This is a genomic window from Paraburkholderia sp. EB58 (assembly GCF_050436665.1).
GTDB lineage: Bacteria > Pseudomonadota > Gammaproteobacteria > Burkholderiales > Burkholderiaceae > Paraburkholderia.
This window is the reverse complement of the sequence record NZ_JBNDMQ010000062.1, coordinates 1-19,101: the sequence shown is the minus strand read 5'-3', so window position 1 is coordinate 19,101 and position 19,101 is coordinate 1. Positions and strand designations below refer to the sequence as shown.

General features: G+C 59.7%; 19 protein-coding genes. 7 read left to right on the top strand and 12 right to left on the bottom strand.

Annotated elements, in window-relative coordinates; all coding sequences use genetic code 11:
• Positions 1 to 33: 33 nt before the first annotated feature.
• Together P3T40_RS42895 and P3T40_RS42890 are read right to left on the bottom strand one after the other, a co-directional pair.
• The gene (locus tag P3T40_RS42895) at positions 34 to 1,065 is read right to left on the bottom strand and encodes an acetamidase/formamidase family protein (RefSeq protein ID WP_429273731.1); all 1,032 of its coding nucleotides are present in this window, start codon (positions 1,063 to 1,065) and stop codon (positions 34 to 36) included.
• A 476-nt stretch (positions 1,066 to 1,541) separates the two neighbouring features.
• Positions 1,542 to 2,678, bottom strand: coding sequence for an integrase domain-containing protein (locus P3T40_RS42890; protein WP_429273730.1), 1,137 nt, complete (start codon positions 2,676 to 2,678; stop codon positions 1,542 to 1,544).
• 1,126 nt (positions 2,679 to 3,804) lie between these two features.
• On the opposite strand from P3T40_RS42890, the gene P3T40_RS42885 reads away from it, so the two are divergent.
• The 4 genes from P3T40_RS42885 (at position 3,805) to P3T40_RS42870 (ending at position 5,685) form a co-directional block, all read left to right on the top strand.
• Positions 3,805 to 4,821: a PRTRC system protein D gene (locus tag P3T40_RS42885; protein ID WP_429273729.1), complete on the top strand. Its 1,017-nt coding sequence runs from the start codon at positions 3,805 to 3,807 to the stop codon at positions 4,819 to 4,821.
• Positions 4,818 to 5,174, top strand: coding sequence for a hypothetical protein (locus P3T40_RS42880; protein WP_429273728.1), 357 nt, complete (start codon positions 4,818 to 4,820; stop codon positions 5,172 to 5,174). Before P3T40_RS42885 ends, P3T40_RS42880 begins: the two co-directional genes overlap by 4 nt.
• 95 nt (positions 5,175 to 5,269) lie before the next feature.
• Complete coding sequence (locus P3T40_RS42875; RefSeq protein WP_429273727.1) at positions 5,270 to 5,431, top strand: hypothetical protein; 162 nt, start codon at positions 5,270 to 5,272, stop codon at positions 5,429 to 5,431.
• On the top strand, positions 5,428 to 5,685 hold the full coding sequence (locus tag P3T40_RS42870; protein WP_429273726.1) for a hypothetical protein: 258 nt from the start codon (positions 5,428 to 5,430) through the stop codon (positions 5,683 to 5,685). The genes P3T40_RS42875 and P3T40_RS42870 overlap by 4 nt, the downstream gene beginning before the upstream one ends.
• A gap of 75 nt (positions 5,686 to 5,760) precedes the next feature.
• Here P3T40_RS42870 and P3T40_RS42865 read toward each other — a convergent pair whose 3' ends face one another.
• The 5 genes from P3T40_RS42865 to P3T40_RS42845 form a co-directional block, all read right to left on the bottom strand.
• On the bottom strand, positions 5,761 to 5,985 hold the full coding sequence (locus tag P3T40_RS42865; protein ID WP_429273725.1) for a hypothetical protein: 225 nt from the start codon (positions 5,983 to 5,985) through the stop codon (positions 5,761 to 5,763).
• 96 nt (positions 5,986 to 6,081) lie between these two features.
• The gene (locus tag P3T40_RS42860) at positions 6,082 to 7,179 is read right to left on the bottom strand and encodes a DUF7146 domain-containing protein (RefSeq protein WP_429273724.1); all 1,098 of its coding nucleotides are present in this window, start codon (positions 7,177 to 7,179) and stop codon (positions 6,082 to 6,084) included.
• A gap of 307 nt (positions 7,180 to 7,486) precedes the next feature.
• Entirely contained in the window at positions 7,487 to 8,356 is an 870-nt protein-coding gene (locus tag P3T40_RS42855) for a hypothetical protein (RefSeq protein WP_429273723.1), read from the bottom strand.
• An 8-nt stretch (positions 8,357 to 8,364) separates the two neighbouring features.
• Positions 8,365 to 8,793: a hypothetical protein gene (locus tag P3T40_RS42850; protein WP_429273722.1), complete on the bottom strand. Its 429-nt coding sequence runs from the start codon at positions 8,791 to 8,793 to the stop codon at positions 8,365 to 8,367.
• A 120-nt stretch (positions 8,794 to 8,913) separates the two neighbouring features.
• The gene (locus P3T40_RS42845) at positions 8,914 to 9,270 is read right to left on the bottom strand and encodes a hypothetical protein (protein WP_429273721.1); all 357 of its coding nucleotides are present in this window, start codon (positions 9,268 to 9,270) and stop codon (positions 8,914 to 8,916) included.
• 516 nt (positions 9,271 to 9,786) lie between these two features.
• Here P3T40_RS42845 and P3T40_RS42840 point away from each other — a divergent pair.
• Both P3T40_RS42840 and P3T40_RS42835 read left to right on the top strand, forming a co-directional pair.
• Positions 9,787 to 10,008 carry a hypothetical protein gene (locus P3T40_RS42840; RefSeq protein ID WP_429273720.1) on the top strand — a complete coding sequence of 74 codons (222 nt, stop codon included), beginning with the start codon at positions 9,787 to 9,789 and terminating at the stop codon, positions 10,006 to 10,008.
• A 75-nt stretch (positions 10,009 to 10,083) separates the two neighbouring features.
• Positions 10,084 to 11,085, top strand: coding sequence for a CAP domain-containing protein (locus P3T40_RS42835; protein ID WP_429273719.1), 1,002 nt, complete (start codon positions 10,084 to 10,086; stop codon positions 11,083 to 11,085).
• Positions 11,086 to 11,943: 858 nt separating this feature from the next.
• On the opposite strand, the gene P3T40_RS42830 is transcribed toward P3T40_RS42835, so the two are convergent.
• The 5 genes from P3T40_RS42830 to P3T40_RS42810 are packed head-to-tail and all read right to left on the bottom strand — an operon-like array spanning position 11,944 to position 17,731.
• Positions 11,944 to 13,143, bottom strand: a complete 1,200-nt coding sequence (locus P3T40_RS42830; RefSeq protein ID WP_429273718.1) for a hypothetical protein — start codon at positions 13,141 to 13,143, stop codon at positions 11,944 to 11,946.
• Positions 13,144 to 13,149: 6 nt separating this feature from the next.
• Positions 13,150 to 13,731: a type 4 pilus major pilin gene (locus P3T40_RS42825; protein ID WP_429273717.1), complete on the bottom strand. Its 582-nt coding sequence runs from the start codon at positions 13,729 to 13,731 to the stop codon at positions 13,150 to 13,152.
• 9 nt (positions 13,732 to 13,740) lie between these two features.
• On the bottom strand, positions 13,741 to 14,877 hold the full coding sequence (locus tag P3T40_RS42820; protein ID WP_429273716.1) for a type II secretion system protein: 1,137 nt from the start codon (positions 14,875 to 14,877) through the stop codon (positions 13,741 to 13,743).
• Positions 14,874 to 17,162, bottom strand: a complete 2,289-nt coding sequence (locus P3T40_RS42815; RefSeq protein ID WP_429273715.1) for an ATPase, T2SS/T4P/T4SS family — start codon at positions 17,160 to 17,162, stop codon at positions 14,874 to 14,876. Before P3T40_RS42815 ends, P3T40_RS42820 begins: the two co-directional genes overlap by 4 nt.
• Positions 17,159 to 17,731, bottom strand: a complete 573-nt coding sequence (locus P3T40_RS42810; RefSeq protein ID WP_429273714.1) for a hypothetical protein — start codon at positions 17,729 to 17,731, stop codon at positions 17,159 to 17,161. Before P3T40_RS42810 ends, P3T40_RS42815 begins: the two co-directional genes overlap by 4 nt.
• 783 nt (positions 17,732 to 18,514) lie before the next feature.
• On the opposite strand from P3T40_RS42810, the gene P3T40_RS42805 reads away from it, so the two are divergent.
• Complete coding sequence (locus P3T40_RS42805) at positions 18,515 to 19,024, top strand: hypothetical protein (protein ID WP_429273713.1); 510 nt, start codon at positions 18,515 to 18,517, stop codon at positions 19,022 to 19,024.
• Positions 19,025 to 19,101 lie beyond the last annotated feature (77 nt).

The following is a 19,101-nucleotide window of genomic DNA, read 5'->3' as shown; positions in this document are numbered from 1 at the left end:
CGTAGACGTGCCGTTGTAGTGCGCGCGCACAACTCACGCGCGATGCTTTTTCTTCGGAGGAAAAATACTGCGGGGGATCTTGCAGTGAATGCCCTGACGGCCATCAACGACCTGGGTCACGGAGAAATCCGCGGCGACGCTCATTAGCGAATACGCGTCGTCGCGCGACAGGCCTTGCTGCTCGGTGAGCAGCAACAACATATCGCGTGAAGCGTTCTTCGTCGCGATGTCGAGGTCTTCATCGAAGCCATGGACGATCCAGTAGTCCGGCGTTTCCAGCAGCGGCGAGGGAAATGTGAAGTCGCGCCGCAGCACGATCTGGAACATCACATTGAGCGACGCCTCGATCGCGGTGCCGCTGATCTCGCCATCGCCTTGCGATACATGCGGGTCGCCGATCGAGAACAACCCGCCGTCCACGGCGACCGGGTAATACATGGTGGAGCCAGCGCCGATGCGCCAGTTATCGATATTGCCGCCATGCGCGCCCGGCGGCACGGTACTTACGCGGCCCGCCACATCAGGCGCGACGCCTGCTGTGCCCAGATGAGGGCGCACCGGCACGCGAATGCCTTCGAGCGCGAGTTCGCGGCAGCAGTCGCGAATCTCCGAGCGCTTGCCCGGCACGAGATATTTGCCGGGATAGTCATACGCATACAGCGCGTGAGCCGTGTTCGATGCCTGATCGAGTTCGTAGATAGTGACGCGTTCCTTCTCGAAGTCGGTGAACAGATGACCCCAGTGCGCCGCGAGATTCGAGCCATAGTTGAAGCGCGGAATCATTTGCAGATAACGCACCTCAAGCAGGTCGCCGGGCTTCGCGTCCTTCACGAAGATCGGTCCCGTCATCAGATGCACGCCGGGTTGGCGATCGGATTCGGGAATCGTGTCATAGAGCGCGCGCACCTTGTCATCCATCATGAGCTCGGGGGCGTCGCCTGCATGATGCGTGATCGCTTCGGCGCGAACGAAGTCGCCGCTCTCCACGATCAGTGCGGGCGCTAGCGCCGCGTCAAAATATCCCCAGTGAACATTTTTCTGGATGGCAGGCAGGTCGTGAAGCATGTTTCTAAAGCTCCGTAAGAGTGTGCGATCGGTGCAACGCGACCGATGACAGATGGTACGAGCGACAGAATAGATACACTTGGGTGACTGCGTACAAAAGCTTGTGCGTGGACGAATCTGGTTGCAGCGTCACCCGGCTCACGAGGGTCGCAAGCCGCAAGACAAGGCTTCGTTCGCATCTCAGTCGATCTCTCTGAGAGCAGGAAAAGGAGCAGCCGGCATTTGCGAATGTCCGGTTTGCGGCACGCCGCAGACGCTCGCCACTGCGGCTCGACAGACTGTTCAGGGACTTGCACCCCCAAGCTGTTGCGCATGCTCGGCGCACCAAAAAAAAGCCGGCAAGCGCCGGCTTAAAGGTTCTCCACTGCGTCGGGGCAGGCGTGAACCGAGAGAGATTTCAGTATGCCGCGCCCATGGCCGGTGGGCAGTCCGAATGCCGACTAGTTAGGCTATCAATTCGGCTGTCGTGCGCGCTGTCAGTTATCCGACGCGCCCAGTGTACGATAGAGCGCCTGCCGCGAAATGCCGAGTGCGCTTGCCGCATGGCTTTTGTTACCACCAGCGTCCGCGAGAGCTTGCCTGATCTCCTCGTCTGTCGGTCGGCGCCGCGCCATGCGCAATTGCAACGCGAAGGTCGACAGGTACGCGTTCGCCTTCGTCTTCCTGCTGTGACCTGCTGCCTCCACCACCCTCTTCATTGCCTCTTCGTGCAAGCTGGCATCCGGCCGCGTTCCGCTTCCCTTGATCGGTGCCCCAACGCCCGTCACATTCGCATACAGGTCCTGAAGATACTGGTGCCGCAGGCCGTGTCCCGTTACGCCCAGTCCTTTTTTTGTCACGCCGTGCTTTTTCATCACTGTCTTGTAGCGATCGACCCACTGGACGAGCGTATACGACTCCGGAATTGTCGAGCCGGTGAAGCCGTTGGACAACCGTGCGGCCTCTTCCAGAATCGCTAGCTTCGCATCGAGCGGTACCTCCCGTTCGCGGCCGCCCTTTGTCCCGCGCGTGATGCGCAGTTGATCCCCGTTGCGCACGGCCTCAAGCGGACGGAACAGAAAGCTCTCCTCCCGCCGCAGCCCGAATGCTGCCTGCAACTTGAGTTGCACCGCGACATGCGGGCAGGTCTGCGCGATCTCCGCGATCTTGTCCGATGCGCTGATCCCATGTGCTGCCCATGACTTGTCTTCGGTGGCAATGTAAGACCGCTCCAGCCCGTGTTCCTTGCGGTCCACGTAATCAGCAAGCGTTCCGACCAGGTTGCTCTTGCCCATCCAGTGCGCGATCGCGCGGAGGTAGGTCAGCTTGTTCTCGATGGTGCCACCGCCCTGGTTCCTGTCGACCCAGCGCCGCACGAGGTACTCGACGTGCTTCGCCTTCAGCGACCATGGCGTTTGCAGCGCGAAGCCGCCATCGCGCAGTTCCGCGAACGCCTTGCACAGCGACATTGCACGCCGCTCCTGCGTTTTGATCGACAACGCCCTGTTACTGATTCTCGTTGCGCTGTGAATTTCCGCGACGTGATCGTCAAACAGCCGAAGCAACTCTTCGCGGAATGCCGGAGCCAACCCGTAACCGTTCACGATCGCGCGCACGTTTAATATCGCTGCCATCTTTATGCCTTGCTCGAAAGCCCTTCGTCACCCTTTGGCACCGGAACCGGAACTCACAACGCGCCTACCACGCATCGCACTTCGAGCCGTGCCCCCTGCCTGCCTCTCGCCGCGTTTGCGGCTTAGCCTTTACCCCGGCGCCGGGTTACTGCCTCTTCCTGTCCTTTAGCGATTCCATCCGATCAGCCCGTTGCATGGGAAGTGCATGCAGTCCGACTGTCCAACCTGCTGTGCCTGCCTCCACCGTCGCATTGCGACCGCTGGAAGCGCTGCGCGCAAACTCGCGCCGCACAGCTTTGTGGCTACCCTGCCAGCCCCGACGTCCGTGGACGTTAGGGTCAACCTCGCCTGCGGCGAAACTGACCCCGGGCTATCTGCCTGGTAATTCCTGTTGCGCATTCTGGTTACGGCTGCGCCTACCGTTTGTCTACCGTTCAGGGAATCGCGACACCGGCTGCTTCCCGGTTCGCAGGACTTCCCCCGTCCCAAAGCACACTCACGTCCGCCGCGGTGTATCGGGCTTCCTGAGTGCACCCAGCTTCGTTTGCTGAAGGGACGCGTACATATGCTGATGAGTGCCGGGGGACTGTCCGGTGTCCGGTTCCCCCTTGTCCTCATCGCGTGTCATCGCGACAAACCGTCGCCAATCGTATGGATATCGCGGTGTCCACGCACCCTCAGTGTGGCTCGGTGTGGACTTGATCTGATTCAGAAAAAGGTCGCATCAGCGTGCGGCCTGGACAGTTACTGCGAGATGCCCGTTGCGGGCTGAGGAAAATGGGCGCACGGAGGCCGTGTGCTCAGTTCGATGCGTCGGTGACGCGGTAGGTAAATAGAAGAGTAGAACCGGAGCCGCTCCATCACAGAACCAAAAGCTGGATATAAGCCGCCTGCTTTCGTGACTTGACTTCGCATTTGGTCCGATAGACTGAAAACCAGGCATAACTGACAGATAAGTGTCAGTTGTCCAATGAAACTGCCGGCGCGGTTTCGCAAATTGTCAGATAAGTATCAGTTTTCTGTCACTTCGCGGGGGACGCGCCACACCATCGACCAAATCTGACACTTAAGTGTCAGATATCTGTCACTTTCTCGCGAACTACCCGTCGCGACACCAGGAGCCACCTTGAAAGTTTCCGTCTTTGCAGTTGATGTTGGCTACGGCAACACGAAATACGCGCTGCGTGCGGCAAGCGGCAGTATCGCCACCGGCATGTTTCCTTCTCTCGCACCACTCGCGGCCAGTCGCGCACTTTCAGGTTACGGCGATAGCGTGCTGGTCTCCCGCAAGGTCGCAAAGATCGTGATCGATCAGGTCGAGTATGAGGTCGGCCCTGACGTGTCTCTTACCGCCGCCTATGGCAACACCGGCCGTGCGCTCTCGAATGATTTCGTCCTCTCGGACAATTACGCGGCGCTCCTCGCGGGCGCAATGCACTTCGCCGGCGTCACGCACGTCGAACGTCTGATCCTCGGTTTGCCCGTGCACAACATGAAAAAATATGCCGGAGCCTTGCGCGATCGCTTCACGGGCGTGCTGGACTACGGATCGGGCCGTGTGAACATCGAGAAGGTTGTTGTGATCCCGCAGCCGCTCGGCTCGCTCGTATCGGCATCAAGCCACCGGCAGGCGGAATTCGGCAAGGAGAGCGCTCACCTGGTGGTGGACGTCGGCTACTTCACGACTGACTGGGTGTACGCCAACGGCTTCACGATGGACGACAAGCGAAGCGACGGCATCCCGGGTGGTGCATCGCAGATCTACCAACGTATCGCTGAACTGATTTCGCGCGATCAGGACGAGCAGGTCGACGATATCGAGCGTATCGACAAGGCCCTACGCGAAAGCAAACCTTTCTTTTTCTACGGCACTGACATCGACCTTGACCCGTATCTCGAACAGTCACAACCGGTCGTGACGGGCGTGGTGAAAGAAATCCAGAACAACGTGGGCCAACTCACGGGTGTGCGATCAATCATCCTCTCCGGCGGTGGCGCAGCGCTCTATGCCCCGTCGATCCGCAAGGCATTTCCGCGCGTCACACTGGAAGTGGTCAGGGCACCCTGCTTTGCGAACTCCGAGGGCTTCCTGATCGTCGGCGAGGCAGGGATCACCCGCGAACGCGCAGCAGCACGGGCATGAGCGAAAAGTTTGACATGAAGGTGGTCATTGACGAGGTGACCACCCCCTTGCTACACGCAAGGCTAAGCAGCGCCCGCTCGTACCGGGAGCGCGCGGCGTTGTTGCGTTCGCTGGCAGAGTCCGCCCTCAGAGGCACCCCTGCCGCACTGCCTGCGTACCAGGCGCCCGCTATAGCCGGTCATCCTGAGACGGCAGTCCAACATTTCACCGGTGCAACGGAGACAAGGACTGAGCCCGTCACTGTCTCACTGACATCCATGCAGTCGCCCGAACCCTTCGCCGGTGGCAACGAGGGGCACGACGTCGCCGCGCTTGTAGACCAGTTCGCCAGCTTTCTCGACGCGGCTGCTTGACTTCGCTCACAGCCTGGCATGATAGGAGCCAGGTACCGGTGCATCTGAATGCCTGTTGCACCGGTGAAATAACCCGACACCGGAGCATCCTCATCATGAACACCTACCAGACCGTTATGTCCCTGTTCCATCAAGGTTCGCTTGAAGAGGCCCGCACCTGGCTGTGCCTCGCGACGTTCGCCGCATCCGGCATGGCAGGCTGGTACGCTCTTGAACCGCTGCAAGCTGTCATCCGCAAGCTTGAGGAAATGCTATGAACATCATTCGACGCATCGACGGTTGGATCGACTCATTCATGAGGTTGTCGCCGGTCACCAAACGAGTACTTACGACGATTTTGTGCGTCGTGCTCCTGTGCCTTTGCGGCCCTCTCGGCGCAGCCGGTTACGACAAGCTGGTGGACTATTTCTCCTTCATCGCCGCCGCTGGTCTGTGCTGGTCAACCGGCTTCTGGTACGTCCTGCGCGGCGCGCTCATTTTGCTGGCCTGGTGGTTGCGCATCTTCCGGTGAGGTTGCAGATCGTACGGGCGAAAAAAAACGGCTCCCAGAATTGGGAGCCGTTTGCTTTAATGGGATGGGTGGTGGTCAATGCAGTTTCCTCGACGCCTCGATCGCGAGGCGAGCGGCGCAAAAATCCCACGCAGCCTCGAAAGGCTGGTCGCGGCAAAGATACGTCGTCTCGTCGCAACCGCGCCGGTCGATCACATCGAACGCCACGGCTTTCGATTTGACCGCAGGCTGACGGCCGTCGGCCTCACCTGTCGTTCCAGCGATTGCGAAGTTTCCCACCAGTACACGGAATGAGCTCATTTTCGTTTCCAGAGAAATGCGCCCGGCGAGTCTTCCCCGGCGGGGATGATCCCCATCGGGCAAGATATAGAGACGCCGGCAGAGCGCCGGGTGGTTTCAAAGTGTTGCGGCGAGCCTCGCACCCGCGTGCGAAACTGGCGGTACATGAATTGCGCTTCGTGACGCGGCGTACTGCACCCACTCATCGGCGAAGTCAGTCCCGCGAACCTTCGGACGATGAATGATGGCGGAGTACCCTTCTGCGCGCAGTCGCTTTGCCAGCTCGACGCCAGCGGCAACGCCCGGTGACTTGTTGGTCTTCGGATCAACCTGGTCGAAGTCCACGAAGATGTGCACCACGCGGATGCCCAAACCTTCGGGAACGACGAATTGCCTGAGAAGATTGCAGTTCAGGCAATTCCAGACCGGCACGCCGGAAAGCATGTGCGCGCCGTAGGCTGTTTCGAGCCCCTCTGCGACACCGATTTCACCGTCGCCCGGATCCATCAGTCGCACCGCACCTCCCGCGAGAGGGTTGAGCGTCATGTCGTTGAGCTTGGAATCGAGAATCTCGCCATCAGCGGAGACGATCTGCGCCTTGGCAGGCACTGAACGTTCGAGGAACGTGCGATGCAAGGTCCCAAGCCGGCCGTCAGGCAACTCAAAGCGCGCAAGGATGCCCGGCCAGGTGCCGATCACTTTCTTCTCGTGACGATACTCGAGCATGCCAAGACGCAGCGCCTGAGGTGCAGGCGCAGTCAGGCCCGGAATCCGGGACTGCAAATACCGCATCAGGAGATCGCCAGTCGCAGATGGCTTCGCGCGATCCCACATCGACGTCAGGCGCTTTTCAACGAAAGCAGGATCGGCCTTTCGTTTTACACCCGGCGCCGGTGACGCATGTGCCAGAGTACGCGCGTCGTTGCGTGCTGCATCCAGCGAGCCGTCGCTGAGCTCGTGCATCAGTTCGACAAAGGTAATTCCGGCAAACCGGCAGATGAGTTCAAATCCATCTCCCGCTTTTGGGTTGCCATCGTCGCAGTGGCGGCAAATCCAGTCGCCGCGGCCGCGCTTGTTGTCATAGGTGAAACGGTCGGTGCCGTTGCACATGGGACACGGTGCGGCCTTACCCGTTAGCGTGCTCGCCGGCACTCCGTACTTCAGGAGCAGCGAGACCCACTGTTCGGGCGTGAGCTTCAGGTCCTTCACATTCATGGGTCACTCTCTTTTGAGGAAGTGGGTTGGGGTCGATGCCTGAGTCAGGCGTGAAAACGCGAGCTCAAAAAAGCTGTCCGTGCGCAGTTGGCCGGGCAGATTTTTTCAGCAGGTTGGAATCAGGTCAGGGAGCGGGCGATGCGGTGAAAAGAAGTCGCTGCACGACACACCCGAGGGTGTGCCGCGACAACGAAGAGGAAAGCAAGGTGAGAGGAAACGGGAGAAGGTGTCAGCGTATGGTGAGCCTTTCCGGGATCAGATGGCGACGAGAATCACCCTGCTATCTGATGCTGAGGATAAAACTCGTTCATTTTTCGATTTGCCAGAGCCACTTGTCCCACATGACCTGCTGGCCGTTCACGAGCTTGGGCGAACCGTCATTACGGAATGCCGGAACCTTCACCTTACGCAGCCGCCGTACCGTCACGACATCACCTGCAGCGCAGCGGCTTTCGGCAATCGCGTCTTTCAACCCCTCGCCCTGAAGCGTGCGTTCGCCTGTCATCGTCTCGAGCCGCATTGCAAACGAGGTATAGAAGCGCGAACCCTTCGACTTGCGGTCGGGGAATTTCTCTTCACCCCACCAGGTCACGGTGCCAGTCACAGCATCTGCTGCACCGGAACCAGCGTGCGGTGCGCGCCGTGGACTGCGCTCGCGAGGCTCGAAGTGTCTGTCGTCGTCCCCGGTATCCTGGAAAGATGCGTCGACTCGATACGCCTCTTGAGGCGACGCGTGACGGGAGCCCTGAGCGGATGCCGGGACGCTCGCTTGCGGTGGTTGCATGGCCGGCCCCCCAGCATTATTGCGCAAGGCAGCCGCAATCGCCTCCTTCAGCGGGACACGATGCACAGTCTTTTGCGACCAGTGTGGCACCACGTCTGGCAGGATCTTCAGGCCGAAATCGGTGTCCTCGGTATGGTTGTCGAACGCCGGCTCGAACTGCACGATGCAGTCGCCCTCATCAACGAAGAGGTTCGGTATGCCATCGATGAGTACGTAAGACTCGTTCGGCGCGCCGAGGCCGACAGTGCGCGGTGCAGTTGACGGGTCGGGTGAAGTGGAAGCGGGCTGGGCCGCTGATGGAGATGACGCGGGTGCGGGGTGCTGCACCGTGGACATTGCGTTTGGGAACATCTGCGCAAGAACGCGGGTGAGGAAAAGCGATGCGCCTGCCATGATCGTTCCTAGATCAATGTGCCAAAGCACGTGCGTTGCAACTCACGCAGATCGCGTGCAAGCAACGGCGTCGTCATGATCACGTCCTGCATGATTTCCGGATCGATGCCGTTCACCTTGCAGACGTACTCGTACGGGAGTGCCCCGTTCCAGTAGCACATGATCCAGCCGAGCGTCGCGTGATAGTCATCGACGTCGATCTTGCGGTTGCGCAGCCGCTCGGAGAGCAGGTCTGCACAATCCATCAGCGACTCGGGCATACGGTCACCGCGCCGGCTGTCGCTGGCCAGCGAGATCAGTGCGTCGACCATCCTCTCGCGCACGGACTCGCTCCACAAAGCCGGGTCGGGTAAGGGGTCGGGTTTAACAACGGGGATGATGACTGGCGACGAGTCGCCGAACATGTCGAGCTGCCAGGCAGCCACATGGATGTTCATGAGATCGCTCCGGGAACCGGGCAATCGCATAACCCGTGTCCGGGAATGGGATTCCCGGCAAGGGTTAATGAGTTGCTACCGTTAAAAATCAACGGTAGCAACGGTTACTTCAGGTTCCGGCTAGCGGGTACCCGATCTGAAAGGGATGACGACGGCCGACCTGGCGTACTGACGGATCGGCGTCGGTTGTGCTGCGGCAATGTCATTCACTGCGGGCGCGACATTGATGTGCTCGACCTTTGCAACCGGTTCGGCCATCACAGTCTTTGCCTTTGTCGCTTCGGCGCGCTCGGTTTCGGCGACCGCTTCGGCTTGCGCCTTGGCTGCAGCCTTCACCTTCTGCCGGATCCAGCCAGCGGCCAGAAGAAGCAGCAAGCCCACAACGAAGAATGACATCGACGCAAGATAGGCCACATAGCACAGGGCAAGCAGCTTCAACGGGTGCTTGATGGCGTTCGTGAAAATCTTCTCCAGCATTTTTCTCTCCAGAAAAATTACGCACTAGGCAATGTCCGGACGATGTCCGGTGGATTCGATGCTCTGACAGAGCAAGGAAACCCGGCGCGAAGCGCTTTCGTGCTGACCCAGTGGGACCCGCACGGAAGGACTTTGCGAAAACGGTACGGAGTCAGGGGCGCGGGCGAATGCCGCTTGAGGGCGTGCCAATACCGCTGGCAGCAGTTCGATGCGTCAGGCGACGCGGGAGATATGGAAAGCGTACCGCGTGCGAGGCGGCCACAACGTTCCAAAGCTCGAATTTGCGATACAGCTTACGCGGACTCGTGAAAGCTGTAGTCAGAGGGTGGCTGTAACCGGTTATAGCCACTTTGTCGAAATGCTCCAGAAAAACATATAGCTTTTCGACGTTCGATGAAAGCAAGTGGAAAGACACCAGGCAAAACCGATCACGTCTTCGTCTCGCCAGCAGTTGCCGACTTGACTTTGGAATAACGCAGTCACACTGGACTTGCGTCATTCAAAGCGGAGTCCAACGTGTGGGTCATCATCATCTTCGGCATTCTCGGCTACATCGGCTACACCTATAAGCGAGGCTCCAAAGGCAATCGCCAGCAGCAGGCCGCGAACTACTGCCCGCCGCCCGTGAACCGTGCTGACCAGCAGGGCGACGCGGGTGAACAGTCGGTCGACGCGGAACTGCGACGCATCCTTACCCGTCCGCTAAATGCCGCTCTACCACCTGGGCGCGCAACTTGACTTCGCTACAGGCCAGGTAACATGAAATTAAGGTTTGCGCACGGTGCGCGACCAACCTCCGAGGAATAAGAAAAGATGAATACGACAACACAAGCTGCGCGCACGACTTTTGCCATCGCGGCTTTGCTCGCACTTGCCGCTTGCGGCGGTGGGGGCGGCAGTAGTGGCAGCACAGGTTCCGCTGCGCCTGCAAGCGGCGCGAGTACGCCAAGCACAGCCAGCACGGCCACAAGCGCGGACGTTTCGGCACCGCAATACGCATCTGGTAGCGCACAGTCGGCGGCGTTTACGCTGCTCAACCAACAGCGGCAACAATGCGGATTTCCGGCGCTCGTTGAAAACACGCAGCTCGACCAGGCCGCAGCGGCCCATGCGAAATATCAGGCGCTTAATAACGTCATCTCAGATACCGAGGTCGCCGGGAACGCCGGATTCACCGGGGTCACCTACACTAACCGCGCGGTGGCGGCCGGATATCCGCAAAGCGTCGGAGCAGGCGGTGTGAGTGAGGGTTATTACACGAATGCGACGCTCACAGAAACGCAGTACGGCCAGCAGTTGATTTACGGCTGGGAGGCTGGCGTATACCACGTCGGTGGCATCTTTGCGCCGGTCACCGCTGCGGGCGTGGGTGAGTCCGAGACAACCTTCAACGGATTCCCGGAGGTCTGGGCGGATATAACGCTTGCGAATCTGCAATCGATGACAACCAGTTCGCCGTTGACCTTCCCATGCCAAGGGACTACGGGCCTCGCGTACAAGGCATCGGGCGAAACACCCACCCCGCCGAATACGTCAGGCGCGTGGGGTACGCCTGTGACCGTAATGGGCAACCCGACCGATACGATCGTGCTGCAATCGGGATCGATGACAGACACGTTAGGGAATGTCATCCCTCTTCAGTTGCTGAATTCGACAAACGACCCGAACAAGGAAATTCAGTCGTATCAGGGAGCCGCATACCCGGCAGCACCGCTCTCCCCGAATACGACTTACTCGGTCGCAATCACCGGTACGGTCAATGGAACAGCCTTTTCGCGCAACTTCACTTTCACAACCGGTAACATCGTCGGGTAAAGCGACCGGCTGACGGTTCAGCCCAAAGCCCGCATCCATATGGACGCGGGCTTTTTTTGCTCTTCACCGTTCCAGGCTACCGCTTGTCACAGCGAGATAATCTGGATCAGGTGTCGTGCTCAGCGGCGCACGTGCCCCGGGCCTTTAATCAGGAAACGCCTCACATGCTGAAAATGCGACCGTAACTCTGTAGCTCGATGACGCGCCGCAAAAGGCACTTCTACCCGATAACCGCTGATGCCAGTCAGTGACCACCGCAATTTCCCTGGGATCCCTCACCAACCCCCTCTTGCCACGTATCCACCCTTCCGCTCGGTGAGACGAAACAAAAGAGGAAGTAGGTGTTCGATGAATTGCACTCCGTGGTGTATTCGGGCCCCGCCCCCCAAACTCCAGGCCTGTATCGCTCGGATATTGGGAATTGTGCGCATTTGAATTGAGAAAATTAGTTAAGGTGAAGCCTCCGGGCACACTCGATTCACACGCCGTCATCGGATCAGAAGGCGGCGGAGTTTGGGCCTGTGGCTGGCATCCAAGGCCGACCCATTGTAAGCCGTTCCACGCTGCTGGAGAGGTCGTTATATCGTCAGCCGGGCAAACGGGCTGAGCCTGATAGTTACACTGCGGCGTGGTGTATTGCGAGCCAATCCACGTCGCTGGGGTGACGGTTGTCCAGCCTGGCGCGATCGAACAGGTCGGAGGCGCCTGCCATGCGGCCGATATCGTCGGGACGCAGGTCGAGTCCTGATTCCCGTACGCGCAATGGAGAGGACCAGCGATCGCGGTCCGGCCAACGAGCATTAGGCCTGCGAGCAGCAAGAGCCTGGCGATCAACTTAATCAAAGACATGTGTTTTCCTCAGTAAGCACAATAAGTTGTGGCTTCGCCCCCGCCAGGAACACCAGCACCGCCGCCGTCCGTGATGTGGACAACCCACGGCCCGGTCCCACTGACGGAAAAGTTGAATTCAGCGGTCGGATCGATATAGGCGGTCTGTGGTGTGACAACAATTTCCGGCACACCACCGGCAGCACATACAGGTGCGGGTACGCCCGTTCCGTTCGCGACCGCGTAGAAGCCATATCGCAACCAGCTCCCGCCAATGGCTTTCCACTGCCCACGCTGGCAGGAAAACAGCACGCCGGTGCCGTCCGTGTCGCCCGCTATGCCAGTTCCCGAGCAGGCGGCATCGGGCACGGCGATGTTGCCCACCGTCACGGTCCCGGTCACCGTCGCATTCCCCTGGATCGTCGCCGCCCCCGTGTTGATCGGCGCCGGCGCCGTCCCCGTCGCGTTCTGCACGAGTAACGTGCCGGGCGTCTGGATGGCGTTGCTAACGGCGACGTTCGACGCGGCAAGCGTCGGTGCGGCAATCGTCCCCGTTGCATCAATGCTGCCCACGTTGTGCAGATCGACACCATTCACATCCTGGCTACCCGTCCACGTCAGACTCCCGTCGCGCCGGATATAAAGTGAATTGCCGTCCGCGCCCGGCCCGTTGGTCGCGAGCACGACGGCTGGCAGATTGCCAAGTGGGTTGGTGGCCGTCCACCCACCATTAAGACCGGAGATAGTCGACGCACCCTGCGTACGAGAAAACCCAAACTGTGCGCCGCCCGCCTGCGCTATCTGCGAGGCTCCGTCCACATCGTACTGGGCACCCTTCCTCAGCGGCTGCGACGGATACATGGAGTACGAAATCGCACAATTGCCTGCTGCTTCCGTGCAGCCAGCGGGCACCATCGACATCTGGATCACATAGGTGCCGCCCCAGAAAGGACCGTTGCCGTGTGGCTGTTTCAGATTACCGGCCGTGTACAGCTGCGCGATCGTCGGCGGCGTAATCGTCGACGATCCACTTGAGTTATAAGCCGAAAGGATCGTCGCGTAGTTGTCGTTCGCCCATTCGCCCAGCGCGTCGACGATTGTCAGCTCATTCTGTCCCTCGGTCGCAAGGACCCCTGCGCGATGTTTGGCCACGTCCTGCTGGATGCCGAGCACCGTCATTACGGCTGCAGCCACCAGGACGATGACCATTTCGATGATGCTACTGCCCATGGTCGACTAGTTCCTCGTCGTGTACATGCCGATTGAGGCAGTCGTACCTGCCGAGTCACACGCCGTCGCGGAAGTCGAACTGTCGAACGGCGTGGTCGGTCCGAAGACTGTGGTGCCGTTCACAGTCACCATCGAGTAGGTGTTGGACAACGTCGCCACGCTCAACGAACACACTGTCGATGGCACCGGATAGGTCACAACCATTGAATCGTCCGTGCTCGAAATCGTCCCTGGATCGGCCGTCACGCTGCCGCCGAACAGCGCCGTCAGCGTGCCATTGGTCGCCGAGACGCGTGACCCCGCTTCATCGAAAGCGTGGTTCTGAATGAGGGTAGCGAGGGTCTCGCTTGAGAAGTCGGTGTCGGTCGACGTTGCATCGAGCACACCTGAATGGAACAGGTTCGCCTCGCTCTTGAACTGCGATGCGTGGATACGATCCATTACGAAGTGGCCGCCAACAACGGCGAGAAGCCCGAGGAGCGCCGCGCCCGCAAGCACTGCACCGGCCTCGATCATCGAGAGCTCGCCAGCCTGGCGACGACGGCGCGCCATCTGGCGTAGTTTGGATTGGCGTTGGTTTTCAGTCATGACGGAGTCTCACCTGGAGAAATAGGAAGTGTCAGAAGACATGCCGAGGCTCGCGGCACCGGTCATCGCGTAGGAGCCGACGCCAAGCGCGAGGAACGCACCCGCCGCAATGCCGAGCAGCACGTAGTGCGTGATCTTTGCGTTGCGCCGCACGGTCTCGACGACGCGCGAGAGCGAATCCCGGCCAAGATCCTTGATCGCCTGCACGAACTGGTCGCGCCCGGCCGCATCAGTGATCTTGTCGACGATCATTTCGGAGAAGATGCCCGTATCCAGCGCGCGCATCGGTTCGTGCGGCGTCACCGTGAGCCGCCGTCCCATGCGGTTCAGGTGCCACCGCAACCACGGGTCGGCTGTCTTCGTCAGACGATCGAGCGCCGCGCGCAAAGTGAGACCCGAATCAAACAGTCCCGACAGCGACACGATGAGCAGCGCCGCGCGAAGATCCCGGCGGTTGCGCCACATGAGAGGCATGTTGTCGAAGCGGTTGCGCATATGGCCCACCCAGCGACGCAGCGTCTTGAAGTAGAGATAGACCAGCGTCCCCACCACTGAGCCTGTCAACCACCAGTAGTCGTAGCAGAAGGTGTCAATCGCATAGAGCACCTGGCCCGCAGCCGGCCATTGATCGAGCGGTCTCACTTCCACAACGCCTGGAAACACCTCGCCGCCAAACAGCATGCAAAAGCAGTACAGGTAGACGAGCAGAAATGCCGGATAGGCCATCTGGATCGACGTCGTCTCCGACAGGATCCGTCTGGCACCTGCTGCCATTGCAGCGAGTTCAAGTCCGCGTGCGGCCGCGTCCTCACGCGTCGAGGTACCCGCCAGTTCCAGCAGCGCGTATTCGTCCACCGGGATGAAGGGCTTCATTGCGCGCGCAAAGTCGTCACCGGCCTGCATTCGCCGCGCGATCGCCTGATAGGCTGGCCACACGAAAGTGTTTCGGCTACGGCTTCGCTTCTCCAGCTTTGTCAGCCGCTCGAGCATCGTCTCGCGATTGCGCACACCCTTTTTTGCGACGATATCGAGCCGCGTTTCGGTATAGAACGACTCGCGTACCTTGGCGAAGCGCCACGTTGCCACGCGCATGCGCTCATCAGCAGGCAACAGCATGAACAACGAATGGAGCATCTGGCGGATCATGACGGCATCCTCCCGTGCCGGTCAGCAACCACGCGATATTCCAAAAACGACTTCATGCCCGAATCAATAAACCGCGGGTCGATGATCCCCTGCGAAGCCTTGTATAGCGCGTGTTCGTAGATGGTCTTGCCGGTCATGTCCGAGTCACCGAAGCCCGACACGCGCGTGCTGCGCCACACCTTTTCTGCACCTCGCCAGTCCCTCACGACGACACGCTCGAGAAATTCCGGCGTTGGCCGGAACAGTTCCATCGCCAGTGTCTGACCTTTGGTACCCGCTGCGACCTTGCCGTTGCGCGTGAACAGACCCGGCAGACGGCAGTGCTCACAGCCGTTTTCGTCGCGACACGCCATCTTCGAAGTATCAAGCCCGAACTTCGTGCGCAACAGCTCAAGGTCTGCGGCCGGCATCAAGTCGGCGGCCGCCTTCTTGCAATGCGGGCACAACAGTGGAATGAGCTTCTGGTTTCCGACTGCGTTCACGAACTTTTCCGACGACACCTCATCGACCGGCAATTGCAGTCGGCCGCCAGCGAGGCGCATGAATGCACCGATTGCACTGTCAGCATGCAACGTCGTTCGCACAGGGTGACCGGTCAATGCCAGCTCCGCGACGAGACCTGCGATCACAGCATCCCGGATTTCACCCACCGTCACATCGTCCGGGTCCATACGCATGATGGTGCGGATCACTTCCGCGCACTTACGATTCGCCTCTTCGTCAGTCTCATCCGGGCGTCGAGGGATCGAGATATCGGACAGCCACGGCTGTGGATACTCCGAGGGCTCGTTCGCCGCATACTGTTTGCTCAGGTCGCGCGAGGCCATCATGTACGACAGTGCCCGCAGCAGGGTCGTCTTGGCCGAGCCAGTCTCCCCGGTCAGAATCGTCGTCCCGCCGCTCACGTTGCCAAGCGAGCGGAGAATGTCCAGCTGGCTCGCTTCAAGGCCCATGGTGTCGGGCATGCGAACCTTGTAGTTCTTGAAGTTGCCGTCCAGCAACCGCAGCGCCACGTCGAACCCGCCAACGAGCGGCGCGCTTTGCCACCGCAGGTTCAGCATGTCCATCTGGGCGACGAGCGGAATCATCGCGGATTGGGGCGCGCTGGGCTGGAACGTCTCCCCCGAGTTCGTGTTGCGTTGGACCAGATCCTGATAGGCCGCCGATAGTGCGCGGCGCACGAGCGCCTTCGGCATGTGCCGATACGTGTAAAGGTCGCCGTTCACGCGAAAGCGTAGTTCCACTTCATCGTTGAAATCGCGGTACTCCCAATGCATGTCACTTGCACCATACGCGTGCGCAGCCTCGGTCACGTCGCGGAACGTGCCGATCGCCCGAGACGATTCGGGAATGACCGATGCGGATCGGGACTTCTCCACTCCGTAGATCGCCGCGATCACCTCTTCGGTTGCGATCATCTCCTCACGCACCGCGATGTCGGCCCGGGCGAGATCCTTGATGTACGTTGAATAGAGCGCGGTTTCATGGAACCGCTGCGTCGTCACGACGATTGCCACGCCAGCCTGCAGGTCAACCGCGACAAACTCGCGGCGAGCGAGCGGCGTGATGCGCAGCGCGGCATCGGGCGTCGCTTCGCACAGGATCCGCTTGAACGACGGCAGCGAATCGAGAGACATCAGCCGCGGCAAGCCAACCGATTCAATCTTCACATCGGACTCGATCAGCGCGCTTACAGCCGGGTCGGTTGCCGGACCCGCGAACTCGGGCTTGTGGACCTCGACAACGTCCGGCCGGGCCATGCGGTCAACCGGCTGAGGCATGCGCGGCACATCCGCCATCTGCTGCTCGACGGTAGCACGCGTTGCATCGACTTCGGCCAGTTGAGGCCCGCCGGCATCGTGAGCGGTTTCGGCGGGCGTGAACTCGCGCGCCGCCTCGAACGCGACCGGACTTTCCTCCAACGGCTCGCTCCCCGATGCGGCCTCGGACACCAACGAAGCGTCGGTTAATGCGCCAGAAACCCACTCATCGTGAGCATCGACGTCAGTGACGTCCCCCGCCCGCAAGCGCATTCCCAGCGTCATATGCTGCGGGTTGACCGGCTGATTTGCCGTCGTGAAACGTTGCGGCGGCTTCTTCGCCGGATGCTTCGTCTCTCTCGCGCGCACAGTGGAATCACTCTCGAAGCTCGGTTCATTACCGCCCACGATCGGCATCGCGCCCGCCGAGTTCTCAACAAAGCTTGCCCTGATTCCGCGCAGCTTCGACCACAGACTACCCGTAGCCGGCTGATCGCTCTCCGGCGCACCAGAAAAGAGGCTCATTGCGCGCCTCCCTGGAGGACCACGGGTGCCGGACCGTTGATCGTTCCCGGCGGCAATGGACTGCCGAGATCCCGGATTGCCTGCAGCGAGTTGCTGGCCATGGCAGTCGGGGTTGCCGCAACAGGCTGCGTCATCGCGCGGATCGGCTGTGTCCAGGTACGCGAGTTCTTGCCAGCACCCTCCTCTACTGTCACGAGAAACCCGTTGACCTTGCGTGCAGTCCAGCCGTTGAGCAGCTTCTCGCCCGTGCGCGCCGTAAATACCGCATCGTTGTAATGGTAGAGGACGAATGATCCTCCGTGATCGTCACGATATGCCCCGACGAACGTGACGGGAGTGACCGGCGCGACGTATCGCACTGCCTTCTGCACGACCACTGGTGCAGCGGCAGCAGCCGGAGTGGACGCGGGCGCAGCCGGCGTATGCGGTACGGCAACCGGCTTCGGATCGCCCCCTGACAGATCCTGAATGATCTTTGCCTGCGAAAGCTGATCGACGTCTTCGACCGTAAGCCTCGGCGTTTCGGCCCGCGCCGCGAATGCGCACAGCGTGCATACGACTGCGGCCAATGTCTTATCCCAGTACATAGTATTTGCCCTTTGCAACGAACCTGATTCCGGCAGCGCCGTCCTTTCCTGCTTTTGTCTGGACCGTCGCGATGAGTGCCGTTATCGAAGATGACCTTCTCGGGGTCTTCCTCGTTGTAACCGCCCGGCAAGGGCGATAACGCGATCTGCTTTTTACTCTTGAAGAAACGCATGACGGACTATGCAGTTGGGCCGACTCAATTGAATCAGTCCAGACGGGTAGTCATTCATGCAAAAGCAATGCGATTTGAGGCGTCTTTCCGATGGAAGAGTCGTGGCCTTTAAGGAGCATCTATTTCGGAGGGGCGGTCGTAACCGGTTACAGCCAGTTTGCTGAAATGATGCTGAAAATTTGGAGCTTTTCGACACCGACAACACCTATGATTGGATGATTCTGATAGCGTGCGCTCAGAAATTGCACACCGCGGAGAGAAACGCGGCGCGCACTTTCGAGGAAAACATCCAACAATCAAATGGTTAGCGGCGACGTATGCGGGGGAGTGCTTGTAACCGGTTACAGGCACTCCCTCAAGAAGGAAGCGTTCGACATCTGAACCTATATCTTCGGACCAAGGCGTCCTTGACCTCGCCGGATTGCTGATACCTTTTCAGACGATAAGCACAGGCTTAAGAAGAAACCGGCTTAGGTCGTTAACAGGACAAATCGCGGGCTGCCCCTAAACGTCGCTTGCCTCGCGCGGACGACTCCACACCACAGAGGGTCGCCCCTCTAACTCATACCAGTCCATTCGAAAGAGCGCACCTATGGAGTACCGAATAATTGAGAACGAAAACATCTCCGACCGACAAAACGCTATCCACGTCCACGCGACGTTGCCTGATAGCAGTTGCACGCCTGCCGAGTTGGGTCGATTTTATATAGATATTCTCAAGCGACGCCTCTGGGCTTCCCAAACGGAATTGGCAAAGAGCCTAGGAGTGTCAACATCTATACTTTCACGATCAATGGCGATTGCTCGCCTTCCTAATGAAATCATTTCATTGGCAGGCGGTCCCGAGAAAATCACGTTTCGGCTCGGCAGACGCATTAATGACTTGATCGAGGAGTTGGGCATCGAGGCGGTCGTACGAAACGCAGCAAACGTTAGACCCAATCGTTCTCGATCGACACACGATCTCCTGGCTGCTTTGGAAAATGGAGGCGTTCCACCGCTGCCAGGACAACCAATCAGCGTATCGCTCGACAAAAGCAACGGCTTTATCCGGATAGAATCGCCGTACATCTCAGATATAGCAGGGCGGTTTCAAGAGTGAAGCGCAACAGGGGGTTGATGAATGGAAGCTGAGGATATCGAAGCGGTTGCAAGCATACGTTCGAAGACCTCGAATGG